General features: G+C 61.8%; 17 protein-coding genes. 11 read left to right on the forward strand and 6 right to left on the reverse strand.

What is annotated here, in order from left to right; all coding sequences use genetic code 11:
- Nucleotides 1-239 precede the first annotated feature (239 nt).
- The 6 genes from NNX37_RS16620 (at nt 240) to NNX37_RS07640 (ending at nt 9,968) form a co-directional block, all read left to right on the forward strand.
- Nucleotides 240-758, forward strand: coding sequence for a zinc-ribbon domain-containing protein (locus NNX37_RS16620; RefSeq protein ID WP_407079945.1), 519 nt, complete (start codon nt 240-242; stop codon nt 756-758).
- 108 nt (nt 759-866) lie between these two features.
- On the forward strand, nt 867-2,363 hold the full coding sequence (locus NNX37_RS07620) for a type I restriction-modification system subunit M (RefSeq protein WP_255791749.1): 1,497 nt from the start codon (nt 867-869) through the stop codon (nt 2,361-2,363).
- Complete coding sequence (locus NNX37_RS07625; protein WP_255791751.1) at nt 2,360-3,544, forward strand: restriction endonuclease subunit S; 1,185 nt, start codon at nt 2,360-2,362, stop codon at nt 3,542-3,544. Before NNX37_RS07620 ends, NNX37_RS07625 begins: the two co-directional genes overlap by 4 nt.
- Before the next feature lie 409 nt (nt 3,545-3,953).
- Nucleotides 3,954-4,379 (forward strand): restriction endonuclease, encoded by a 426-nt coding sequence (locus tag NNX37_RS07630; RefSeq protein ID WP_255791752.1) that lies wholly within the window; start codon nt 3,954-3,956, stop codon nt 4,377-4,379.
- Nucleotides 4,380-4,551: 172 nt separating this feature from the next.
- Nucleotides 4,552-7,968: a DEAD/DEAH box helicase family protein gene (locus NNX37_RS07635; RefSeq protein ID WP_255791754.1), complete on the forward strand. Its 3,417-nt coding sequence runs from the start codon at nt 4,552-4,554 to the stop codon at nt 7,966-7,968.
- A gap of 179 nt (nt 7,969-8,147) precedes the next feature.
- Nucleotides 8,148-9,968 carry a hypothetical protein gene (locus tag NNX37_RS07640; protein WP_255791755.1) on the forward strand — a complete coding sequence of 607 codons (1,821 nt, stop codon included), beginning with the start codon at nt 8,148-8,150 and terminating at the stop codon, nt 9,966-9,968.
- A gap of 767 nt (nt 9,969-10,735) precedes the next feature.
- Here NNX37_RS07640 and NNX37_RS07645 read toward each other — a convergent pair.
- The 6 genes from NNX37_RS07645 to NNX37_RS07670 all read right to left on the reverse strand — a co-directional run bounded on the left by NNX37_RS07645 (nt 10,736) and on the right by NNX37_RS07670 (nt 19,746).
- On the reverse strand, nt 10,736-12,775 hold the full coding sequence (locus tag NNX37_RS07645) for a beta-galactosidase (RefSeq protein WP_255791757.1): 2,040 nt from the start codon (nt 12,773-12,775) through the stop codon (nt 10,736-10,738).
- 102 nt (nt 12,776-12,877) lie between these two features.
- Nucleotides 12,878-14,989: a beta-galactosidase gene (locus tag NNX37_RS07650; protein WP_255791759.1), complete on the reverse strand. Its 2,112-nt coding sequence runs from the start codon at nt 14,987-14,989 to the stop codon at nt 12,878-12,880.
- 52 nt (nt 14,990-15,041) lie between these two features.
- The gene (locus tag NNX37_RS07655; protein WP_407079934.1) at nt 15,042-15,986 is read right to left on the reverse strand and encodes a carbohydrate ABC transporter permease; all 945 of its coding nucleotides are present in this window, start codon (nt 15,984-15,986) and stop codon (nt 15,042-15,044) included.
- Entirely contained in the window at nt 15,983-16,924 is a 942-nt protein-coding gene (locus tag NNX37_RS07660; RefSeq protein WP_255791762.1) for a carbohydrate ABC transporter permease, read from the reverse strand. Before NNX37_RS07660 ends, NNX37_RS07655 begins: the two co-directional genes overlap by 4 nt.
- A 77-nt stretch (nt 16,925-17,001) precedes the next feature.
- Nucleotides 17,002-18,357 carry an ABC transporter substrate-binding protein gene (locus tag NNX37_RS07665; protein WP_255791763.1) on the reverse strand — a complete coding sequence of 452 codons (1,356 nt, stop codon included), beginning with the start codon at nt 18,355-18,357 and terminating at the stop codon, nt 17,002-17,004.
- Between the two features lie 363 nt (nt 18,358-18,720).
- A complete protein-coding gene (locus NNX37_RS07670) occupies nt 18,721-19,746 on the reverse strand; it encodes a LacI family DNA-binding transcriptional regulator (protein WP_308206307.1) in 1,026 nt (341 codons plus the stop codon).
- Between the two features lie 723 nt (nt 19,747-20,469).
- On the opposite strand from NNX37_RS07670, the gene NNX37_RS07675 reads away from it, so the two are divergent.
- The 5 genes from NNX37_RS07675 to NNX37_RS07695 all read left to right on the forward strand — a co-directional run bounded on the left by NNX37_RS07675 (nt 20,470) and on the right by NNX37_RS07695 (nt 24,645).
- Nucleotides 20,470-21,075: a DinB family protein gene (locus NNX37_RS07675; RefSeq protein WP_255791767.1), complete on the forward strand. Its 606-nt coding sequence runs from the start codon at nt 20,470-20,472 to the stop codon at nt 21,073-21,075.
- 9 nt (nt 21,076-21,084) lie between these two features.
- Complete coding sequence (locus NNX37_RS07680; RefSeq protein WP_255791769.1) at nt 21,085-22,053, forward strand: ABC transporter ATP-binding protein; 969 nt, start codon at nt 21,085-21,087, stop codon at nt 22,051-22,053.
- Nucleotides 22,050-22,844 carry an ABC transporter permease subunit gene (locus NNX37_RS07685; protein WP_255791770.1) on the forward strand — a complete coding sequence of 265 codons (795 nt, stop codon included), beginning with the start codon at nt 22,050-22,052 and terminating at the stop codon, nt 22,842-22,844. The genes NNX37_RS07680 and NNX37_RS07685 overlap by 4 nt, the downstream gene beginning before the upstream one ends.
- 52 nt (nt 22,845-22,896) lie before the next feature.
- Nucleotides 22,897-23,745 (forward strand): hypothetical protein, encoded by an 849-nt coding sequence (locus NNX37_RS07690; protein WP_255791772.1) that lies wholly within the window; start codon nt 22,897-22,899, stop codon nt 23,743-23,745.
- An 84-nt stretch (nt 23,746-23,829) separates the two neighbouring features.
- Nucleotides 23,830-24,645, forward strand: coding sequence for a ribose-phosphate diphosphokinase (locus NNX37_RS07695; RefSeq protein WP_255791773.1), 816 nt, complete (start codon nt 23,830-23,832; stop codon nt 24,643-24,645).
- Nucleotides 24,646-24,655: the final 10 nt, after the last annotated feature.

Below are 24,655 nucleotides of genomic sequence, written 5' to 3' on the forward strand. Positions count from 1 at the left end.
GCCTCGCAAGCGGGCGGACGTTTATGGGAGGACTTTCTGTCCTGTGCTCTGGATACGATTCAATTCTCCAGGAGCGAAAACAGCAAGTGGTGGTCCATGCGACCAGTCGGTCCCATTGAGCGTGAGAGCTCGTTCGTGTGGCCCTCGCTGTTGGCTTAAGCACTCCAGCAAGGCCCGGCCTGGTGCGCGCGTCGACCAGATATACAAGGGATCATTTTTGTACCCATGTCGAGGCTCGGATGCAACCGTTGCACGAGAATGGGAGGGGCTGTCCCGCTTGCGCGGGGCAGCAGGTAATTGGCGGATACAACGATCTAGGCACAACCCACCGACACCTTGTCGCTGAGTGGGACCAAGCTAGAAACGGGAGCCTGACCCCTGAAGATGTCATCGCGGGAAGCGCTCGAAAAGCACAGTGGATTTGCTCGCTCGGCCACCGCTATACCAAGCCCATCAACAAGCGCGCCAAAGGCTCGGCATGCCAGTACTGCTTCAACAGGATGGTCCTCAGCGGATTCAACGACCTTGCAACGCGACATCCGGGCATATCGCGTGACTGGCACCCTGAGAAAAACGGATCACTGACACCGACAGGCGTTGTTCCGGGGAACATGCGACGCTGGCGGAAGTGCGCCTGGGGCCACGAGCAACTGGGGGCTGTAGCAAATAGGACCAAAACCGGAGGCTGCAGCGTATGCGCCCCGGACCGCCGCGTGCAGAAGGAGTCTCAAGCCGTCCTCACTAGCGAAGCTCTGTAAGGCTAGAGAGGGCCACAGCCGCAGCCCTGTTCGAACTACTACTACTGCCTCCGCTGCCTTACTGCGAGGCTGGCGGGTCACGAATGTAACGACAGATAAGCTTGTGTGGTGATAACTGGAGAAATCAAAACTCAGGTAGACAAGGTCTGGAACGCGTTCTGGACCGGCGGCATTTCCAACCCCTTGGAAGTGATCGAGCAGATTACGTATCTGCTCTTCCTGAAGCGCCTGGATGAGAATCAAACGAGGGCGGAGAACAAGGCCAACCGCACGGGCAAGCCGCTTGAAAACCCTGTCTTCCCCACGGGGTTGGATGAGAAGGGCCGCTCCTACCAGGACTTCCGCTGGAGCAGGTTCAAGAACTTCTCCCGCGACGAGATGTACACGGTCTTCGCCGAACACATCTTCCCGTTCCTCCGCACCGGGCTGATCCAGCTGGCTGATGGTGAGGAATCCTCCTATGCCCAGCACATGAAGGATGCCCGCTTCACCATCCCCAACGCCGGGCTGCTGGAAAAAGTCGTCGACATTATCGATGACATCCCCATGGATGAGCGCGACACCAAGGGGGACCTCTACGAGTACATGCTCTCCAAGATCGCCTCCGCCGGAACCAACGGGCAGTTCCGCACACCCCGCCACATCATCGACCTCATGGTGAAAATGACAGCACCCCAGCCGATGGAAGCCATCTGCGACCCGGCTGCCGGCACCGCTGGGTTCCTCGTCCAGGCCGGCGAATTCCTCCGACAGCACAACCCCAACCTGCTCACGAACCCCGAACAAAGCAGGTTTTTCCATAACGGCCAGTTTCACGGCTTCGACTTCGACAGCACCATGTTGCGCATCGGGTCCATGAACATGCTCCTGCACGGGGTGGAAAACCCGGACATCACCTACCGGGACTCCCTGGCGGACCTGCACGGCTCCGAGGAGGAAAAGTACGACATCATCCTAGCGAACCCGCCCTTCGCCGGCAGCCTGGACTACGAGAACGTCGCCAAGGACCTGCTCTCCGTGGTCAAGACCAAAAAAACGGAACTGCTCTTCTTAGCCCTGTTCCTGAGGCTGCTCAAGCCCGGCGGCCGGGCCGCTGTCATCGTGCCTGACGGCGTTATGTTCGGTTCCTCCACGGCGCACAAGGCGCTGCGGAAGATGCTGGTTGAGGACCACAAACTTGATGGCGTCGTGAAACTACCTTCCGGTGTCTTCAAACCCTATGCCGGGGTTTCCACCGCGATACTGTTCTTCACCAAGACCAACTCCGGTGGCACCGACAACGTCTGGTTCTACGACGTCACTTCAGACGGATTCAGCCTCGACGACAAACGCACACCACTAGGGACCTCCGACCTCGACGACGTCTTGTCCCGTTGGCCGCAGCGTACGACGACGGAGGCCGTACGGGGGCGCACCGACCAATCCTTCCTGGTTCCCAAAGCTGAGATCGCCGAAAACGGCTATGACCTTTCCCTCAACAGATACAAAGAAGTTGAACACGAAGTCATCGACCACAAGGAAACGGCTGAGATCATCGCTGACTTGGAGATGCTGGAAGCCCAGATTTCAGTCGCCCTGTCCGACTTGAAGGGTTTGATGTCGTGACAGTAGGGATTGAACTGCAACGTAAACCGAACATAAGCTCCGACATCGAACTGGCCCGTCTCGGAGATCACGTCGAAATATTATCTGGATTCGCGTTTGACTCCAGTCGGTTCGCTTCCGAAGGTGAAATGCCACTGGTCAGGATCCGTGATGTTGTACGGGGTAGAACCGAGACCTACTACTCTGGCCCCTTCGAGGAGCGGTTTGTGGTTCGCAAGGGCGACCTTCTCGTTGGCATGGACGGTGACTTCAATCGAGAGTCCTGGTCGTCCGAACCTGCCTTACTCAACCAGCGAGTATGCCGGATTTCGCCTGACGATGCCCACCTCGACCGTCGATACCTCTACCATTTTCTTCCGCAGGCACTCATGGAAATCTGGCACGCCACTCCATTTGCCACAGTCAAGCATCTATCGATTAAGGCCATTCGCGAGATTGCTCTGCCTCTCCCGCCCCTTGAGGAGCAGCGGCGGATTGCGGCCATTCTGGACAAGGCTGATGAGCTCCGCACCAAACGCCGCCAAGCACTCGTTCACATGGATGAACTCGTCCATTCCGCGTTCCGTGCCAAGTTCGGTGATGTCGTCCGCAACACCCGGGGTTGGCAATATGAAACGTTTGAGGACGTGGCTCCCAGTCGACTCGGCAAAATGTTGGACAAGAATGCCCAGTCGGGAAATCATCTGCGCAAATATCTCAGGAATGCCAATGTTCAGTGGTTCAACATCGAGACGTCTGACTTGGCACAGATGGACTTTGACGAAAAGTCTCGTTCCACGTTCCATCTTGCTTATGGTGATGTTCTGATCTGTGAAGGTGGGGAGCCTGGCCGAGCAGCGATTTGGCGGGCTGAAATCGAAGATTGCTACTTTCAGAAAGCGGTCCACAGGGCGCGCCCAAATACGGCGATGGCAACGCCTGAGTACATCGTTTATCTTCTTTGGAATCTGTCCAAGGGCGGAGGCCTTGCAGATCACGTCACGGCCGCAACGATCGCCCATCTGACTGGCGAAAAGCTCAAGCGGATGAAAGTTCCGGTCCCACCGCTGCAGCTTCAGAAGGACTTTGCGGCTGAAGCAGCTGCCGCAGAGCGTTTGAAGGAGTACCACCGCGCGCACCTTCGAGAGCTGGATGCCCTTTTCGATTCCCTCCAGCACCGGGCCTTTAAAGGAGAACTTTGATGAGTGAGACCACATCAACGACCGTGGACTCGGAAGTGCCGATTTGGCCGCTTTTCGTGACTCATGTGCTGGGTGCACTCTCCTCCGGCGATACGCTGCATCGCCGGGACATTGTTAGCCGGGCCATTGATTCAGCCAAGCTGTCGAGGCAGCACGTGCGGAGACGCTGAACACGGGCGGACTTCGTTCCGAGCAGCGGCTCGGGTGGGCCATTAGTAATCTCCTGAAGGCCGGGAGGATCGAGCGGCCGGTACGGGCCAATTACCTTATTATGGTGGCCGGTCGGGAGTGGTTTTCCAAAAACCCGGATGGGATTAGCGACTTCTCGACGGCGCGGACACTGTTCACACCTTTTGGGTCGCAGTCTGGTTCCTCAAAAGCGGTGGTGTCAGACATCGCTAAAACGCTCGTGACTGATATTGACCCGATCGAGCAGATCGAATCGGGGATCAACCGTATTCATTCGGACGCCGACGATGGGCTCCTGAGACGGCTGCGGGAGAGTCGTCCCGATTTCTTTGCGCAGGCGGTTGTCGGTCTGCTTCTCAAGATGGGCTATGGCAGAGCCGAGCAGCGTAGGAAGCGCATCGGTGGCAGCAACGACGGCGGTGTGGACGGGGTCTTAGATCAGGACGCTCTGGGGCTGGACCGCATCTATGTGCAGGCTAAACGGTACGCCGACGGGAATACAGTTGGACGGGAAGCCATCCAGGCCTTCGCCGGTGCCCTGGATGGCGTGGGAGTCTCCCGTGGTGTTTTCGTAACGACCAGCGCATTCACCTCCGGTGCACGGCTTATGTGTTGGCTATTTCGTCCCGGGTGGGAGTCCAGGTGAAGTAGAGCTATGACGTCGTCGAACTCGATGAGGACTCCTTTGAGTAGCACAGCCAGAGAACCGCTTTCGCATGGCTGCGGGCTTTATCTGAACTGTCGCTGTTTGACCGTGCGGGAGGCAACATCGGTTAGGCTCCAGAGAGAAGATCAATAAAGGAGTGGCATTGGGGGATGTGAACAGCAACTTTGCCGTACTGCAGGCGGAGTGGCCCGGTATCGCGAAGGAAGCACGGCTGGCGGAGCTGTATGCGAGAAAGGACCCGCGGTCTTCGCTGCTATACGCGCGGCGGTCGGTCGAAGCGCTGCTGGACTGGCTGTTCGACGCCGACGACTCACTAACGTTGCCTTACAAGAGCGATCTCAACGGCCTGATGTCGGAACCGACGTTCAAGCGGCTCGCGGGCGAGACGATCGTGAGCAAGTTTCACCTGATCCGTAAGGTCGCGAACAGCGCCATCCACACCAATGCCGCCATAACCGTCCAGCACTCCGAGCAGGCCGTTCGGGAACTCTTCCATGTCTGCATCTGGCTGGCACTTCGCTACACGCGGGATCCCGCCCACCGCCCGGCCTCCACGCTTGCGTTTAGCGGACAGTTCCTCAGCCCCACGCCGAAGCCGGGCGTTCCTGCCCCTGCCGGGAAGCCCCGCACGGCGGAGCAGACGGCTAAACTCGCCGAAGAACTTGCCAACAAGGATGCGGCTCTGGCCGCGCAGAAGCAGGACAACGAGCAGCTGCACGCCCAGCTTGTAGCCCTTCGTGCGGAGATCGCCCGGGCCAAGGAAGACAACAAGAAGCTCCCGGACAGCCACGACTATTCCGAGGTGGAAACCCGGGTCTACATTGACCTGTACCTGGGCGAAGCGGGGTGGTCACTGGACAAGGCCGAGGATCGCGAATTTGAAGTCCACCACATGCCCACCCATGCCGGTCCCGCCACCGGAACCGGGTTTGTGGACTATGTGCTGTGGGGATCCGACGGTAAGCCCCTCGCCGTCGTCGAAGCCAAACGCTCATCCAAGTCACCCTACGAGGGGCAGCAGCAGGCCAAGCTCTACGCTGACGCGCTGGAGGTGGAGAAGGGTCAGCGCCCGGTCATTTACTACAGCAACGGCTATGAGCACTGGATCTGGGACGACGCTGCTGCCTATCCGCCCCGGCCGGTACAGGGCTTCCACACCCGGGACCAGCTCCAACTCATGGTGGACCGCCGCACCACCAGGAAACCCTTAGCGACGGCGACCATCAATACCGAGATCGCCGGACGCAGCTACCAGCAGGCGGCCATTCGGGCCGTCACGGACGCACTGGAAACGGACAGGGAACGCAAAGCGTTGCTCGTTATGGCGACCGGCTCCGGCAAGACGCGTACCGTCGTCGCGCTGTCCGATTTGCTGATGCAGGCGAACTGGGCCAAACGGGTCCTGTTTCTTGCGGACCGCATAGCCCTGGTCGACCAGGCAGCCCGCGCTTTCAAAACGAACCTCCCCGGGTCATCCCCGGTTATTCTCGGCCGTGATGCGGAGGCAGACAGCCGCATCCACATCGCGACCTATCCAACGATGATGAACTTGATCAACGAACGGACCGACGACGGTACGGTCCTGAAACAGCGGTTCGGAATTGGCCACTACGACCTGATCATCATCGATGAGGCCCACCGCTCCGTGTACCAGAAGTACCGGGCCATCTTTGAGTACTTCGATGCGTATCTGGTGGGCTTGACCGCTACACCGCAGTCCGAGGTGGACCGCAACACATACTCGCTGTTCGATATTGAGGACCACGTCCCCACGTTCGCCTACGAGCTGACGCAGGCCATCTCCGACGGTTACCTGGTACCGCCCCGGACCGTGTCCATTCCGCTGAGGTTCCCGGTCGAAGGGATCCGCTACGAGGAACTCTCGGAGGAGGAAAAGGAGGACTGGGACTCCGCCGAATGGGACGAAAATGGGGAGATCCCCGACGCCGTGGATCCGGCCATCCTGAACACCTGGCTGTTCAACGCCGACACCGTGGATAAGGCACTCGAGGTGCTGATGACCCGTGGGCATAAGGTCGCCGGCGGAGACCGGCTCGGCAAGACGATCATCTTTGCCAAGAACCAGAAGCATGCCGAATTCATCGCCGAACGATTCAACATCAACTACCCCCAGTACGGGGGCACTTTCGCGAAGATCATTACGCACAGCGTCAACTACGCCTCCACCCTGATCGACGCCTTCGCCCGCACCGATGACAGCCCGCACATTGCTGTGTCGGTGGACATGCTCGACACCGGGATTGACGTGCCCGAAGTGGTCAACCTGCTCTTCTTCAAGGTGGTGCGCTCCAAGACCAAGTTCTGGCAGATGGTCGGCCGGGGTACCCGGCTCCGGCCGGAGCTGTACGGACCTGGTGAAAACAAACAGGACTTCTTCATCTTTGACGTCTGCCAGAACATTGAATACTTCAACGCCGAGCTGCCCGGTTCCGAAGGGTCCCTGGGACAGTCCCTGGCGCACCGCAGCTTCGCCGTCCGGGCACAGTTGCTGGCCGAAGCCCGCACTGCCGGGCTCGACGGCGACTTCGTGCCGGCACTTCAATCCGGTCTGGTAGGGCAAGTGGCAGGGCTGCCCCGGGAGAACTTCCTGGTACGCCCGCAGCTGGAGTGGGTGGAGAAGTTCTCGAAGCCCGCTTCGTGGGGCACCCTTGGCACTCAGGATCTGACAGACCTGCAGACTAAGCTGGCCCCCTTGGCGACGCTGGTTTCCGCCGCCGATCCGGAGGAAGCCAAACGCTTCGACCTGCTGATGTACCAGGCTCAGCTGGCTTCACTGACCTCAGCGGCCGCCGTCGAGCCGTACCGCAAGAAGATTGTCGAGATTGCGTCCGCACTGCAGGACCAGCCGAACATCCCCGCTATCGCTGCCCAGATGCTTCTGATCCAGTCGATTCTGGAGGGAGGGGAATGGGGTCAGGTCTCACCGCAGTGGCTTGAATTAATCCGGGTTCGTCTCCGGGGGCTGGTTCACCTGATCGAGAAGAAGCGCCGCAAGGTGGTCTACTCGAACTTTGAAGACACCCTCGGCGAGATCGTGGAAGGCGAGCTGATAGCGATCAAGACCGGGTCCGTGGATTTGGTCCGCTACAGGGAGAAGGCCCGCGTATATCTGCAGGGGTTCCTGAACCACATGGCCATTCACCGCCTCCGCCGCGGGCTGCCCCTAACGGAGACCGATCTGGAGGAATTGCAGCGCATGCTGGCCGAGAGCGGTGCAGGCTCGCCCGAGGACCTTTCGGCGGCGACCGAGCAGGCAGAGGGCCTCGGGCTCTTCGTGAGGTCCCTGGTGGGAATGGACCGCCAGGCAGCCCTGGATTCCCTGTCCGAGTTCGTGGGAGACAAGACCCTGAACGCCAACCAATTGCATTTCGTGGACATGATCGTCCAGCAGCTCACGGAGAACGGCGTCGTAGAAATCGGGGCGCTGTATGAATCACCCTACAGCGATGCCGCACCCGCGGGACCGGAGAGCCTGTTCCCGGAGAAGGATGTGGATCTGCTGGCGAAAGCGCTGGACCGTGTCCGTAGCTCGGCGATGGTGGGGTAACTGTGGCGGTCTCAACGAGTCAGCGCACAGCAGTAAAAGCAGTTTTAGCTTTCGACGCTGCGACAGGCCGCGACTTTTCGAAACTGCGCCTTACCGCGAATCGTTGTTTTAAAGAACACAAATAGTGAAGGCAGAATGGGTGGACAGATGAAGCACGTGATGAGGGAGTTGATTGGGTAGTGGCGAGGGTGGAATGGGCTGCACTGGGCGGCGACGAGGTGGAGGCCGTTCTTTCAAACCTGCTATACAACGACAACCCAAGGGCTGTCCGGGTCAGGCCGTCCCAGGGTGATTATGGTATCGATGTCTTAGTGCCGCACGACTCCTCAACCCAGGTTCGCGACGTCTACCAGATAAAGAAGTTTGCCACCAATTTGACGGCGAATCAAAAGACTCAGATCGAGAGTTCGTTCAAACGAGTTCTTATTGGTCTCGTCAGGAAAGATGTTCCTCTTGGCAACTGGTACCTTGCTATGCCGCTCAACCCCACCCTTGAGAATCTGCAATGGTTCCAAGGTCTACCGAAAGAAGCGATCGATGACCTATTCACGGATGAAACGACAGCGTTAACCGAGGACGAACAAAACAGAATAATAACCTGGTGGAACGACCCGGACCGGATCATAGAGTGGAAGGGGTTGGATTACTGCGAGTCTCTCGTCAGCAAATACTGGTTTGTCCCCGACTACTACCTTCACGGAGGGAGTGAAAGAATCCGAGCCGCCGTTTCAGACGTTGCGAAGATTCTTCAGCGTGACCTTCAGGTCACGCCTGCCTCGGACAGCACCTCGGTACTCAGCCCTGCAGAAATAACAGGGCATCTTGAACGCCTTCAAGGTGCACTCGATGGGGATCCCCATTTCCGATATGGGATCGCACTCGAGCCAGAGCGCCTACCTCTGCTGGTAGCACCCGGCCTGATTGCTGCCACGCAGAAAACTGGAGCGGACGGATCAACTATCACGTTTAAGATCTACGTGCGTCACGCTGAAGCACTAGAGCAGCGACCTATTCCGATATCTCTCCGCATGGTGTTCGAGGAAGGCTCAGATGAAGAACGGGCATTTGAGGACTGGCGAAAGTTTGGCAAACCTCTAAGTATGGCCAATGTCGTCATTGATGCGGATTTGCCCGGGGGCCTGGGTGGGGCGATGGAGGGTGCAGCTTTTATCTTCCAATCTAGCCCTGAAGAGTTTGACATGCGCTATAGAATTGTTGCCGCCAGTGGAGAAGTCCTCTCCGAGATTTCGTTGGCGGTTTCCTTGACAACAGGTTTGGACAAAACTGGGGCATGGTCTCGGGGTACTGACTCCTCTGGGTTCCTCACGCTGGAGACACATGCCGATTCATCCGACGCAACGGTTCCTATGTCTATGTCTATGTCAGTAGGAGATCTTGCTGGACAGGATCCAACTGCTGTGTTGTCGACTGTCCAGTTTGCCGCTAACTTTTCCCGGCCCGCTATTCTTATGGGTGCGCCCAAGTACGGCCCGTTTCATCGAGCTGGGGAAATCCAAAGTTCGGAAGCTCCGTACCCGATGTTCGTCTACCGTTACATCAGGGCGCTGACTATTATCCAAACGCTCACTCCCGTGCCGCTTACGGTCCCCGATTTAGAAAGCGTCGAAAAAAGCGACATCCTGGACGCCATTCGAGCTGCCGCCCTAATTGAGGGGAAAACGTTCATCCACGAATGGAATGAGCTCAGAATGGAGCTTGATCCTGAGGACGCTCTCTATGTCGCCGAACACGACCACTATGAGTTTGCCGTGCCCCAGCCCCTGACAATTAATGTGGGGGGACAGGAGATCGACCTTGGAACCGTCGAATTGGTTATGCTTTCCGCCAGATTAGAGGCAGGGGACGATGGCACACTTGTCGCCCGCCCCCATCTGAACAACACGATTCATGAGACCTTTGCGCCTGATACCGAGCCGGCGCCCGGATTGCGCCTGCCCGTGCGAAGCAGGCCTGCCGCCACAGATGAACGTGCCACTTAATTTGCACACGTTCCATGTGTCGACGGAAACGCACTTCGCTCGTTGGGCTGGCACCCACAGGTGAGCGCCGTTCCTCGCCCTGGTCGGCTATGCGCACCTAAGGCAGCAGTTTAGGGATGCACTGAGCACTATTGAGCCCGGCGATGATAAGACCAACGCACCGGAGGCTCACCAGCTGTGCGCGATGCGCTCGGAGCAGATGCCAGCGAATCGATGGAAGTGATCGTTGCCCTGATCGCGATAGCCGGTCTGGTGGTGGTGACCGTCGTCGTCGGCACCCTGGCGGCGAGGTCCAACAGGACGTGAGCGCCTGGTCCGTTCGAGGCGAACCTGTCGATCGGCCGCGACTTCCGCCCACCGAGGGAAAGCGAGGGCGACGACCGAGACGGTCCTCGACACCGGCGAGCTCGACCTCGCCGCTAGCCTCGCGGCCTACCGTATGCTCCGACGGGATCCAACCGTCCGTCTCACGGGGACCAGCTTCGAACGGGCCACCCTGACGCCGTAGGGCCCGGGCCGGATGCTGGCCACCAGGGCCGCAACGTCACCCTAGAGGATTGCGGAGCCGGTCGAGCCGATGTCAGAAATGACCGATAGTGCACCTACGTGTTGCTACAAATCGAATGCGGTGTAGGTATCGCTGACAAAGGGGAGCCTGACCGCACCCACTCAGTGCGGCCAGGCTTCCGGGAAACGGTTCATTTTAATGTTTCGCGTCATCGCCATGAACCGGGTCGATGTGGCCCCGGACTACAGAGGGCCAAGTTTCAAGAGGTCGTCGTGCGGGGGAGCTTCCGGACTGTGACGGAGCGGGGAGCCAGTATGGAGTGCTCGCCCGTGATCGTGTCGCCGTCGATGCCGGTGATGTCCACCGGGGAGTCGGTGCGGTTGATGAGGAACGCGTAGTCAGCGTCGTCTCCAGTGCGGAGGACGTGTTCGATGGCGCCGCGGAGTTCCGTGGGCAGCTCACTGACGACGACGGCACGGGCGGCGAGGTCCGCGAGGACGGGTTCGATCCCGGAGGCGCCGAGACGCGCGCCCACGTAGGAGGCGCTGCCGGGGCCGACGCTTCGGCGGGTGATGGCGGCGTCGCCCGCGTGGTCGTTGGTCGTGTAGCGGGAGAGGACCTCGACGCCGTCGACGCGCGGGTGTACCCGGTCGGCCCAGAGGGTGGCGGTGGTGCCGTTGTCGAGGTGCACGTCGTCGCCGTCGAGGAGGGCCCCGAACTCGTCGATGCGGATGCCGAGCAGGTCGGCCAGCGCCCCGGGGTAGCCGCCGAGCCAGATATGGTCATTCTCGTCGGTGATACCGCTGAAGTAGCTCGCGACGAGGTGCCCGCCGCCGTGCACGTACGCCTCCAGGCGCGCTTCCAGGGCTGCCGGGACGGTGTGGAGGACGGGTGCGACGACGAGTGAGTATGCAGTCAGGTCGGTGGCGGTCGGGACGACGTCGGCGCGGATGCCGAGGGCGAGGAACGCCGAGTACCAGTCGAGGGCCTCCTGCTTGTAGCGGAGCCGGTCGGAGGGGTGCGAGTCCTGTTCGGACGCCCACCAGGAGTCCCAGTCGAAGACGATCGCGGCCGGCGCGGTGCTGCGCCGGGTTCCGACGACGTCGGACAGGGCCGCGAGTTCGTGGCCGAGGTCCACGACGGTGCGGAAGATCGGGCTGCCCTCGCCCGCGTGGGGGACCATCGCGGAGTGGAACTTTTCGGCTCCGACCTTGGATTGCCGCCACTGGAAGAAGCAGACGGCGTCCGCTCCGTGGGCCACATGGGTGAGGGAGTCGCGGCGGAGGGTGCCCGGCTTCCTCGGAGTGTTGACGGGCTGCCAGTTCACCGCGCTCGTGGAGTGCTCCATGAGGAACCAGGGCTTGCCGCCTGCGATGTTGCCGGTGAGGTTCGCGGAGAAGGAGAGTTCGTCCTGGGCCTGCGGGCTGGGCACGAAGTAGTGGTCGTTGGCCACGAAGTCCACCTCGGCGGCCCAGTCGGCGTAGTCCATGCCCTTGGTCTCGCCCATGACCATGAAATTCGTGGTGATGGGGATCTCCGGGGTGATGCGCTGCAGGATGTCGCGTTCCTCGCGCAGGTAGCCCTTCAGGGCATCGGAGGAGAAGCGTTTGAAGTCGAGCTGCTGCGTTGGGTTCGGGTGCGAGGCCGCCTGCCGTGGCGGGAGGATCTGCTCGAAGCGGGTGTAGCGCTGGGACCAGAAGTCGGTGCCCCAGGCGTCGTTCAGGGCGTCAATGCTGCCATAGCGGTCGGTGAGCCACACCCGGAAGGCGTTCGCGGCGTCGTCGGAGTAGTCGTAGATGTTGTGGCAGCCGAGCTCGTTGGAGATGTGCCACGCACAGACCGCCGGGTGGTCCTTGTACCGTTCGGCCATCTGCGTGACGAGATTCAGGGCGTGTTCGCGGAACACGGGGCTGGTGGGCCGCCAGTGCTGGCGGGCGCCGGGGGAGAGGATGCTGCCGTCGGCCGTGACGGGGAGGATCTCCGGGTGTTCGGTGGCCAGCCACGGCGGTGGGGACGCGGTCGCGGTGGCGAGGTCGACGGCGATCCCGTTGGCGTGGAGGAGGTCGATGACCTCGTCGAGCCATGCAAAGTTCCAGGTGTCTCGCTCGGGCTGGATCCGTGCCCAGGAGAAGATCGCCAGCGACACGACGTTCACACCGGCTTCCCGCATGAGACGGACGTCCTCATCCCACGTCTGCCGAGGCCACTGCTCGGGGTTGTAGTCGGCGCCGTAGCCCATGCGCTTGCGGTCCGGTTCGGACGGCCAGCGTAGCCAGCGGTGGGTGGTGGGTGTGGGCACGGAACAGCTCCTAGAGACGGAATATACGGGTAAATCGATCAGTGGTGCTTCCCCCCGCCGTCGTCCTCTGAACAGGAACGACGGCGGGCGGGGTGTGACGGCTTAGAGCCGCTCTACGAGTACCCGGACGTCCCATGCGCCCAGCTCGAGGCTCGCGCCGGCGTCGTAATCGGTCTGATCGAGGGCGTCGCTCACGGCGGCGGGAAGCACGAAGGACGTGGGCTCCCATGTCCAGTTGTGAACGAAGTGCACTCGCTCGCCATGACGGTTGGTCGCACTGGTCACCGTCTGGGAGGGGTTAGTGGATCGCCAGGAAGTCGATGCGCCCGAGCCTATGTTTACAGCCCAGGTCAGGAGCGCGGCGGTTACCTCTTGGTCCGGCAAGGTTCCCACATAGGTCACACGCCCCGCTCCGTGCTGCCTGGTGGTGATGGCGGGGAAGCGCGAGAAATGCGGGTGCTCGTAGGAAGCGAGGACTTGCGCGCCGTCCAGGATCAGACCGTCAGCCCACAGGGTCGCTCTGCCGGAGTCTGGGAGGACGAACCCAAGGTCGGCGGCTCCTGGGGCGGCGTTCAGAGGAAGCGGAGTGTTGAGGTTGCTGAACTCGTCGTAGAACACTCCGGCCGCATCGGCCAGAAAAGCAGGTTTGCGTTCCGAACGTGCGCGCGCCTCGTGGTCCTCGTACCCGGTACGGATACCAAGAATGAGGTGCCCACCTGCCGCGGCGTACAATTCGAGCCACTTCAGATCGTCATCCGAGGCGATGGTGAAGGCAGCGGCGACCAGGACAGGGTTTTTCCGCGCGTAGTCGCCGGGCTCGGTAGCGGAAAGCTGGGTCGGGTGCACGGTATTCGTCTGCAGGCCTGCGTGGAAGGCGCCGCGGGCGAAGGTATCGAAGGCTGTCTGGAACGAGCGTCGGTTCGGTTCGCCCGCCTCGCCGAGATTAGGATGCTCCTCCAGAGCCCACTTACTGCGGTTGGAGAAGAGGATGGCGACGTCGCTGTCGGGTATCAGACCGGTCACGCGGTCGCCGGCGGCCGCGAAGTCTTTTCCGAGGTCGGCAATCTGCTGGTAGGTGCGCCCCGGTTCCTGGCTGTGGGGTAGGACGCCGCCCCAGTAGGTCTCCGCTCCGGCGTGGAGCGTGTGCCAGTGCCAGTATTCGATCATGGCTGCCCCCCGTGATACCAGGGCCCAGGCAACCTGTCGCCATTGACCGTCGTAGGCCGGCTCGTTGGACCAAGTCATGCCGATCGCCTGCGCGTTGGTTTCGGTGACGAGGAACGGCGCCTGCTTGGACCCGTACATGCGGTCGGCGGTTGCGTAGAGAGCCCAGGTGCCGGACGTCGTCCAGTGCTGCTCATTTGGATCCTCGAGCGAGGGCACCGCCAGCATGTCCTGCATCCGGTAGTACGGGTTCCCGGCGGTAATGTCGAGGTCCCGCGTGAGCTGATCGTCCTCCGCTGTCCGCCGTTCATAGGAGATGCAGGTGGTGACGAACTGGTTGGGCTGGGAGTACTCGCGGACGATGTAGGCCTGCCACGAGATGAACGACGTCGTCAGCTCGGCCTGGAAGCTCCGCCAGGCGAGATCATACTGTGGCTGCGCGTTGGCATCAGGCGTCCACAGATCCGCCCAAGTCGAGAGGCGGTGGGACCAGTAGGTCAGACCCCACTCCTTGTTAAGCTTCTCGACTGTCCCGTACATGGTGCGCAAGTGGTCGACGAACCGTTGGAAGACCTGCGGGTTCGCGAAGATCTCGTTACCAGGTTCGTTGTCCACCTGGAATCCGATGACGGATGGGTGGTCAGCGTACCTGGAGACGATGCGCCGGATGATTCGCTCTGCGTGGAAGAGGAAAGCCGGGTGTGAATAGTCGATTTCCTGGCGGGCGCCCCATCCCATGGCTTTGCCGGTGCTCCGTTGCACGTTGATTTCCGGATACAGCCTCGCCAGCCACATGGGGACGGCGTAGGTCGGGGTTCCGAGGACGACCTGGATGCCGTGGGCGTGGGCTTCGTCGAGAACTGGCGCGAGCCACTCGAGGTCGAATATGCCGTTCTCGGGCTCCCACGTCGACCAGACGGATTCGCCAACGCGAATGACGGTGAAGCCTGCTTCCTTCATGAGGCGCATGTCTTCGCTCAACCGCGGTGACGGTTGGTACTCGTGGTAGTAGGCGGCGCCGAACAGGATGCGGTCGTTGAGGTGATGCATGGTGTCCTTAATGGGATGGAGAGTGTGCGATCTGGCGTTGCGGGGCCGTGAATCAGCCCTTCACGCCGCCCGTCGAGAGCCCGCTCTGCCAGTAGCGCTGCAAGTACAGGAAGGCAACGATCAGAGGCAGGATCGATACCAGGGAACCTGTGATGACGCTGGAGAACAGTGCCTGGGACCCGCCGCCGCCGGAGGCGCTGGCTGACTGCCACTGGGCGAGGCCCACGGTGAGCGGGTACAGCTCGGAGGAGTTCAGCATGATGAGGGGCAGGAAGTAGTTGTTCCAGGTTGCCACCAGGGCGAAGAGCAGCACGGTGACGATGCCTGGCCCCAGCAATCTCAGACCGACCTGGAAGAAGATGCGAAGTTCACCTGCGCCGTCGATCCGCGCAGCTTCGATCAGGCTGGAGTCGACGGCATCTGCTGCGTACACGCGCATGAGGAACACGCCGAATGGGCTGACGAGCGAGGGCAGGATGATCGCCCAGGGAGTGTCGGTGAGGCCGGCGTTCGCGAACAGGAGGTACGTGGGGATGGCCAGTGCCGTGGTGGGAATCATGATCGCGCCGAGCACGCTGTAGAAAAGAAGGGTGGATCCGGGGAACTTGTACTTGGCGAAGGCATAGCCCGCAGCGGTTGCGAGGAACGCTGCTCCGACGGCGCTGACACCCGCGTACAGGATGGTGTTGAGCATCCAGCGCCAGAAGATGCCGCCGTCGTAGGTGCTCAGGTCCCTGAGGTTGGCGAAGAGGTTGAAGCCATCACCGAACCAGTACCCGAAGGTGGTGAACAGGTCGGAGTTGTCCTTGGTCGAGGAGATGACGAGCCAGAGCAGGGGGAGGAGGAAGTACGCGACGCAGATCCAGACGAGGACGGTGAGGAGCGTGCTGCGGGGTTTCTTCCGGTCAGCGTTCATGCCACGTGTTTTCCCAGGTTTCCTAACAGATTCACGGGGGCTGGACTCGGTCACTGGAGTAGTAGTTTGTGCGTGGCTCATGCCTTCGCTCCCTTGCGTTGCTGAAGCCCTTGAACGATCAGCGAGATGATCATGATGACGAACCCCAGGGTGAACGCGATGGTGGCTGCGTAGTTGATCTCCCGGTTCACGAACGCGAGGCTGTAGGCGTAGAGATTGGGAGTGAACGAATCGCTGATTGCGTTGGGCGCGATCCGCGAGAGCAGCTGGGGTTCATTGAACAGCTGGAAAGTTCCGATGATGGAAAAGATGACGGTGAGCAGGATGGCGGGCCTGATGGCGGGAATCTTGATACTGAAAGCCGTCCGTAGTTGACCCGCGCCGTCGATCTCTGCAGCTTCGTAGAGTTCTTCCGGGATCGACCGCAGCGCCGCGTACATGATGATCATGTTGTAGCCGACGAACTCCCAGGTCACGATGTTCATCATCGAGCCGAGGACATTGTCTGGTGCGAGTAGATCGGGTGCGCTGAGTCCCATCCCGCGTAGAAGCTGGGAGATGGGTCCGAAGTCATTTCCGTACAGGTAGCCCCACATCAACGTTGCGACGACGCCGGGAACAGCATAGGGAATGAAGATGGCGAGCCGGGCGAAGCGTGATCCTCGTGCCCGTCCTGAGTCCAGCGCCAGCGCCAGGAACAGTGACAGGGCGATCATGATGGGTACCTGGATGACGAGGAAGATCGCTACCCGGCCGATGCCTTCGAGGAACCTCGCGTCGGAGAACGCTCTGACGTAGTTGGCAAACCCGACGAAGGCCTCGCCGCCAATGAGTTGTCGGCTGAAGAAGCTGAGGTAACCGGAGTACGCAAGAGGTAGTACGAGCATGGCGACGAAAACGACGAAGAACGGGGCGATGAGGATGTAGGCGGCGGTCGTCTGCCTGCTGGTGATTGACTTCTTGCGGCCGTTCCGTTGAGCTGTCGCCGTTTCTGGTGAGCCGGGAGCATCAAGAGACATGTGCTTTTCCTTTTCGAAGAACAACAGATGAGCCAGGTGGGTGACGCACTACGGTGCGCCACCCACCTGCTGGGCTGTTACTTGACCGTGAATCCCTGGTTGGTCGCGTAGTCCTTGAGCTCGTTCTCCCATGCGGTCAGGCCTGCCGAAAGATCACCCTTGTCCGCAATCGCTTTCCCCAGCGTGTCGTTGAAGCTTGAGGTGACGAATTCCTGGAAGGGCAGCCACTCGAACGTCGAGTCGACCGTTTCGGAGACGTCGGCGAAGAGGGCGTTGACTTCTTGTCCGCCATAGAACTCCGACTGGGTGGACAGGAAGGCCTCGTCCTCCAGCAGCGGGGCGTACGCGGGGAACAGGGACTGCTGTGAGTTGAAGAGTTCCGTCGAGGCCTTATCCGTGTTGAGGAATTCGGCGAGTTTCGCGGCCGCGATCGGGTTCTCCGAGCTCTTCAGCACAGCGTTGGCCGAACCGCCGAGGTTGGATGATACTTCCTCGCCTGCTTCGTACTGGGGCAAAGGCGCTGCACGCCAGAGTCCGGCGGTGTCGCCGGCCGTCCCCTGCAGGAACACAGGGCCCCAGGCAGCTGTCAGCCACCCGGCGTACTTGCCATTGGATAGGCCCTGGTACCACGAGTCGGTGAAGTTGGGGTCCACCGCAACCACGTCGTCCTTGATCAGGTTCTCCCAGTACACGGCTACCTCTTTCGCCCGGTCCGAGTCGAGGTCGATCCCGACCTCTTCCCCGCCGGTGTAGGAGAAAGGCTTCACGCCCGCCTGCCAGAGGAGTGCGATGAAGACGCCGGCATCATTGGGCGGCAGATCGGTGATGTAGGACCCGGTGGTCTCCTTGACGGTCACCGCGGCCTCCGCGAACTCATCCCACGTTGCCGGAGACTCCGAGAGTCCGGCTTCGGTCAGGATGTCCTCGCGGTAGAGGTTGCCCATCGGGCCGGTGTCCTGCGGGAAGGCTAGGAGCTGGTCGTTCCGGTTGACCTGGTTCCACACCCAGTCCGGGAAGTTGTCCTGCAGGTTCTCCTCAACGTAGGGAGTCAGGTCCAGCAGATCTTCGGTGAGCTGGAAGGACGGCACGTAGGGGTACTCCACCTGGATGACGTCAGGTGCTCCCTGCCCCGCCGAGAGTGCGGCACGGACCTTCGTGTAGTGGTCGGGCCCCTGGCCCACGTTCTCCACCTGCACGTCGATGTTCGGGTACTGCTCCTCGAAGAGTGCTACTTCGTCCTCGATGTCGGGAACCCAGGTCCAGAAATTAAGGGTTGTCTCTTCCGCCATGGCCGCGTCGATTTCCTCCTGCGACACGTCGGCAGCGGCAGTCTCGGCCTCTGGGCCTGACCCGGCGCATGCGGTCAGGAGGAGGGAGAGGGCAACAAGACCTACTCCAAGGGTTCTGGCTTTACGGGCTGATGAACTGGTCATGACCGATCTTTCTGGGAAGAGGGTCTCCTGCCGGTAAGGGGTCAGGAGGAAAGGGGAGAGGCGGCGGGGTCCTGTGAACTACCTGCGCCGGACTCGAATACTTGATGGATGGCAAGGCGATGATCAGCGAGGCGCCGATTCGTCGCTCGGTAATCAGATGGGTTGGGGGTAGCCCACGAGAGGGCCAGGTCCTGCCCATGGCAGCTGTGAATGGACCGCAGGATGATGAGGGAACAGCATGGAAACTCCGTTGTCTCGATGGCACCGATTGCGTGTGACCCTTGTGTTACCGGTAACACTGGAAACGACTATAGGGGATAGTGTTACCGGTAACAATAGAAAGCGAACGCCGAATCGTGGTGGTCAGCGAGCAGGTCCGGTCGACTCCCGGGCGACGAGCGCGGTATGGACGTAGTCGGTTTTCACGGCGACATCGCGTCCCTGGATCCGCGCGAGGATCGCTTCGAACGCGTACTGGCCCTGAGTCTCGAAATGCATGGGAACAGTCGACAAGGACGGCGTATAGAACTGAGCTTCGGCGGCATCGTCCATGCCGACGACGCTGACATCACGGGGAACGACCACTCCGCGCTGCGCCAGCGCGGAGAGTGCCCCCAATGCCATCTGGTCGTTGGCAGCAAAGATTGCCGTGACCTCTGGATGGCGGTCGAGAATGGTGAGCGCCGCGCCGTGGCCGGACCTGGCAGACCAGTCTCCCTCGACGATCGGGATCTCGGGAAGCTTGTGCCGCGACACGCTTTGGCGGTAGGAGCGTACGCGGAGGCGGGCTGCTGGCCACGTGAGGGGCCCCGAGATGTGTGCGATGGAGCGGTGGCCGAGGTCAGTCAGATGGCTCATGGCCAATTCGGCGCCGATAGCATTGAAGTTGGGACGATCGTCTCGCTGGAGGTCGTCGTCGTCGTTCTCTGCTTCGAAGTAGATCGGGACCCGGAATTCGGTGGAACTCAGTTGGGCCCTGGTGATGTCGTTCGGGGCGAAGGCCAGGATGCCGGCAACGTCGAGTTGATTTAGGATGGCGATGGCCTCACTCAGCGAACCGCTGTTGGACGGGTCGAGGTGGACGATGTCGAGAACGTAGCCTGCCCTCCGAGCTGCAGTACTGGCGCTCTGCATGATCTTCATTGGGCCCAGTTCGCTCATTTCGTAGATGAGTGTCGCGATCCGGTTGCTCTGACGTGTGGCAAGGCTTCGCGCAGCCAGGTTCGGTCGGTAGTTCAGGTCCGCGAGAGCTTTGTCGACCTTTAGCTTGAACGCGGGTGAGATGGTTTGGCCCTTGAGAAGGCGAGAGACGGTCTGGTGAGACACGCCAGCCAGTCGGGCGACGTCGTAAATGGTTGGGGCTCGTGCGGTCCCATTATCCAAGCCCAAACTGATCCATTCCTTCCCGGGAAGTTCACAACGATCGTACCGTCATGAGCCGAAGTAGCGTGCCTCGGTGAGTTCGTCATGTCGCATTGGAAGGCCGGGTCACATCAAGAAAGCTCAGGCCCGAGCGTCATCGTGCTCGCTCATGCCCGTGGATGAGCGGACGATACAGAAAGATGGCGTCGAGTTTGGCTGACGTACCTACGATTCTCCCACCCTTGCACAGCATCGATCCTCTGGGGTGTTGGGTAAGGAGAAGTATGAGGTCCGTTTTCAGCCCAACGACTCCAGCCGGATCTGGGTTTACATAGACCAGACTGGTGAGTACATCGCGTGCGATGGGCGAGACCGGCGCCTGGACACCCCTCATTCGCGCCGGATGTGGGACTTGGCTGGTCAGCTACGCAGCACTTTCCATCCCCTTGATCTCGATGAAGGCCTTGGAGAGACCATCTCGCTGATTGAGCGCGTCCAAAAACCTACGAGGGAATGCTTGAGCCCGGTGACGTCGATGAGGCCGTTGCTGCACTCAATGCGATCGCTTCTGCTCAGGCGGGATCGTCACACCCTGTTGCAGAGGAAAGGCGGGCCGCTCTCATGCTGGGGTACTTGGGTACATCCGGCAACGGAGGCGATCCCATGGAGTGTGTCGATCGCTACTGGAGGTAAACCGCAGTTACTGTACCCGTGGACGGTGGTGCCACCTCCCGCGTAGCCTTCCGCGTCATGACCGAAAAAGAACTCACGCGCAAAATCGAACCCCCGCTGGCGGGAACGGAAACAGAAACCCTGCTGGGGTCCCTGGACCGGCAGCGTGCCACCTTTGCCTGGAAAACAGGCGGCCTTGATGCTGAAGCGCTCACCAGGACCGTCGGCGCCTCAGCGATTACCCTCGGCGGTCTGCTCAAGCACCTGGCGGGTGTGGAAGATACCCACTTCGCCTGGCGGTTGAAAGGTCAGGACCCGGGAGCCCCGTGGAATGCCGTGGACTGGCAGAGCGATCCGGACTGGGACTGGCGCACCGCCGCAGACGACAGTCCGGAGGACCTCTACGCCCTGTGGAGCGGCGCGGTCGGGCGCTCCCGGAAACGCCTTGCCGCCGCACTCGACGACGGCGGACTCGACCAGCTGCTGCCCGCCATCGAGGGTCAGGCCGGCAGCCTGCGCCGCATGCTGATCGACCTGATCGAGGAATATGCCCGGCATACGGGTCATGCCGATCTGATCCGTGAATCCGTGGACGGGCTGGTGGGGGAGGATCCTCCGGCGGACGTAACCTGGCCCGCTCCGGCGTCCGCCGCCGCCTATCCGGCACCCGCGGCGGGCGCGTAGCCTGACCCCATGGGTATTGGCTCTGCGTCAACCGCTGTCCACACCCGGGGGCTGCAGAAGAACTTCGGCCGCGTTGAAGCGCTGAAAGGCATCGATTTAGAGGTTCCCGCCGGAAGCGTCTTCGGGATCATCGGTCCCAACGGTGCCGGCAAGACCACGCTGATGCGCCTGCTGCTGGACCTGCTGCGGCCCAGCTCCGGGGAGGTAACCGTCCTCGGCGTTGATCCCCGCAGCGGCGGCCCGGCCCTGCGCCGGCGAATCGGGTTCCTGCCGGGAGAACTGGCCATCACGGACAGAATCAGCGGACGGGAACTTCTCCGCTTTTTCTCGCGCATCAGTGGACCCGTGGATCCGGGAACCGTTCCGGCGCTGGCGGAGCGGCTCGATCTGGACCTCGGCCGCCCGGTGCGTGCCCTATCCAAGGGAAACCGGCAGAAACTGGGACTCATTCAGGCATTCATGCACCAACCCCCGCTGCTCATTTTGGACGAACCGACCAGCGGACTGGATCCGCTGATCCAGCAGGAGTTTCTGGCGCTGGTGAGGGAGGCGAGCAGCAACGGCCAGACGGTACTGCTTAGTTCGCACGTTCTCAGCGAGATCGAGGAGGCCGCTGACACTGTGGCCATCCTCCGGTCAGGGACAGTGATATCCGCCGCCGGCACCGCGGCCATCCGGGCTTCGGCCGGCCGCCGGGTGCGGATTGGAATTGCTGCGGCAGAGGCACCTGCCTTGGTTGAACGCCTTCGGCGGGTGCCTGGATTAGAGCTACTGCAGGTGCCCGCCGATCCGGGGTCCGGGGACGCAGCCTCAGTATCTGCCCGGTTCGAGGGGGACATTCCGGACCTGATCACGGCTCTGGCGGGACATCACCTCCTTGACCTGGTGGTGCAGGAGCCCGACCTCGAGGAGGCGGTCCTGCGGTTCTACGGGCCGGAAAACGCTGCCGGACCGGCCGACGGCGGTGCAAGCGAATGAGCCGCCTCCCCTTGTTCACCCGTTCGCTTGCCGGGTCATGGCGTCCGCTTCTGGGATGGGCGGCGGGCATCCTGGCTGTCCTGAGCCTGTACCTGCCCCTCTATCCGTCCCTGGCCGGCCAGGATTTCCAGGATCTCCTGCAGAGCCTGCCGCCCGAACTCATTTCCGCACTGGGCTATAACGAGCTGACCACCGGCGCCGGATACACCCAGTCGACGTTCTTCGGCCTCATCGGGTTCGCCCTTTTCACCATCGCCGCCGTTTCCTGGGGAACCCGGGCCATTGCCGGCGACGAAGAGAGCGGGGCCTTGGAACTCGTCCTGGCGCATGCAGTCGGCCGGGTCCAGCTCGTCCTGGAGCGCAGCGCCGCCATTGCTGCCCGCCTGCTGCTGCTCGGCCTTTTCACCGGCCTGGCCGTGCTGGTTTTCAACCGCCCCGCACAACTCGGACTCGTTCCTGCCCATGTCTGGGCCGGGTGCGCGGCGCTCAGCGGACTGGCGCTGCTGACCGCGTCCGTCGCCCTGGCAGCGGGGGCCTTCACCGGCCGCCGCGTCTGGGCGCTCGCTGCGGCCGTAGCGGTCGCCGTCGGCGGGTACGCCCTCAACGCGGTGGCCAACCAGAACCCGGACCTGGACTACCTCCACGCCTGGACGCCCTATCACTGGGCCTTCGGCGCCGGCCCGCTCGGCAACGGGGCCGACTGGGCCGGTCTCGGCGCACTGTACGGAACAAGTGCACTGCTGGTCCTGCTCGCTGCCTTCGCACTCACCCGGAGGGACATCGGCACGTGATCCGCTGCCCTGTGTCATGATGTCCCCACCAAACACGACGGGGTGGGCGCCAATGCGCAACGTAAAGGGACTCACAGCCGCAGCGGCGGCGGTGCTGCTGCTGTCCGCCTGCACGGCCGCCGGCTCGTCGAGCGCGGACGAGCCGCCGGCGTCGAACGACGGCGCGGAAGTCTCGAAAGCGGCCTGCCGGGACACCGTGGTCCTCGGCGAGGACAGGGTGCTGGACCTGAGCGACGCCCCGGACTTTCAGGCCTGGGGCTTAGTGGACACGGCCGACGCCTCGGTTCCGTTCTCCACCGGATCGCCGGTGGAGATTGCCTGGCGGGTGACCGGCACCGGCACATTCGATACGTGGCTTGCCGATCCGCAGGGAAACCGGGTCGAGGTGTTCAAGAAGCCGGGCACTTCGATGGGGCAAGGGCCGGACAGGCCGGGGGAGGGATGGGATGCCGTCTATGAGTTCGACGAGCCCGGGTGCTGGTCATTGCTGGTGCAGCGGAAGATGTCGGACCGCACGACGGCGATTTCGATCGACCTTCGGGTGGAAGAGCGGGTCCCGTCCTTCGCCTCGATTCGCGAAGCGTACGACGCCGTTGCCGGGGTCCTGGGCTGCGACCCCGACACCACCGCCGAACCGGTGACCGTGCACATCGACGGCTCCGCCGCAGAGTACCGGATGTGTACGGACACGGTCGAAATAGTCCGCTATGACAACGAGGCGGACCGGTCCAAGGCCTCGGACCTGCTGCACGGCGCCGAAAACGGACCTGCGTACTTCGCCGAGGGCAGCAACTGGCACGTGCTGGTCCTGCCGGGCCGTGAGGGGCAGGCGCCTGGCCCCGAGGAAATCGCCGCTCTCGCCCAGGAGCTGGGAGGCCGGTACATCAGCGTGCCGGACTAGCCCGCCGCCCTGTCATTATTCGTAATGTGAAGTTTATTCAGGAAATAAACTTCCGTTGACGAAAAACCTGTGTAGGCTGGCAGCATGTTCACCGCATACGCCACAGTCCCGCAGGGATACACCGTCCACTCGGCCGCTACGCCGATGTCCTTCCCTGCCGGGGAGGCCCACGTCAAAGTCGACGGCAGTCCGGACGAGACGCCGCTCTACCTCTACCTCACCGGCGCCGACGCAAACGAGTACATGAGCGCGGCCATGTGGATCGACTACGCACACCAGGGCGGCCACAAGGTCCAGGCCATGATCCCGTACCTGCCCGGAGCCCGCCAGGACCGGGGAATCCCCTTCGGCGCCAAGGTCTACGCCAACCTCATCAACGCCATGAACGCCGATGAAGTGGTCTGCTTCGATCCGCACTCGCCCGTCATGCCGGCCCTGGTGCGCAACCTGCGCGTTGTGGATTCCTCCGCCGTGATCGCCCAGGTCCTGCGGAACAAGGCGGGGGAGTATGCCGGGGTCATCTGCCCGGACGCCGGAGCGAAGGAACGCACCGCCCGAACCGCCGCAGCGCTCGGACTTCCGCTCTATTCCGCCGAGAAGCACCGCGATTTTGCCACCGGCAAGCTCTCCGCCTTCACCTGCGAGGAGCTGCCCGCCGAAGGCCGTTTCCTGGTGGTCGACGATATCTGCGACGGCGGCGGAACCTTCATGGGCCTGGCCGCCGCCACCGGACTCGGGCCGGATCGCCTGGACCTGTGGGTCAGCCACGGAGTCTTTTCCGGCAAGGCAGCCCAGCTGCGGCAGGCCTACGGCTCCATCTACACCACCGATTCACATCCCGGCGCCGCCAACCCGGACGTTGCCGCTTCCGTCACGCCCCTGATTTCCCACCTCATCTAAGGACGCCGCC

The organism is Arthrobacter zhaoxinii, from assembly GCF_024385505.1.
GTDB classification, from domain to species: Bacteria; Actinomycetota; Actinomycetes; order Actinomycetales; family Micrococcaceae; genus Arthrobacter_B; species Arthrobacter_B zhaoxinii.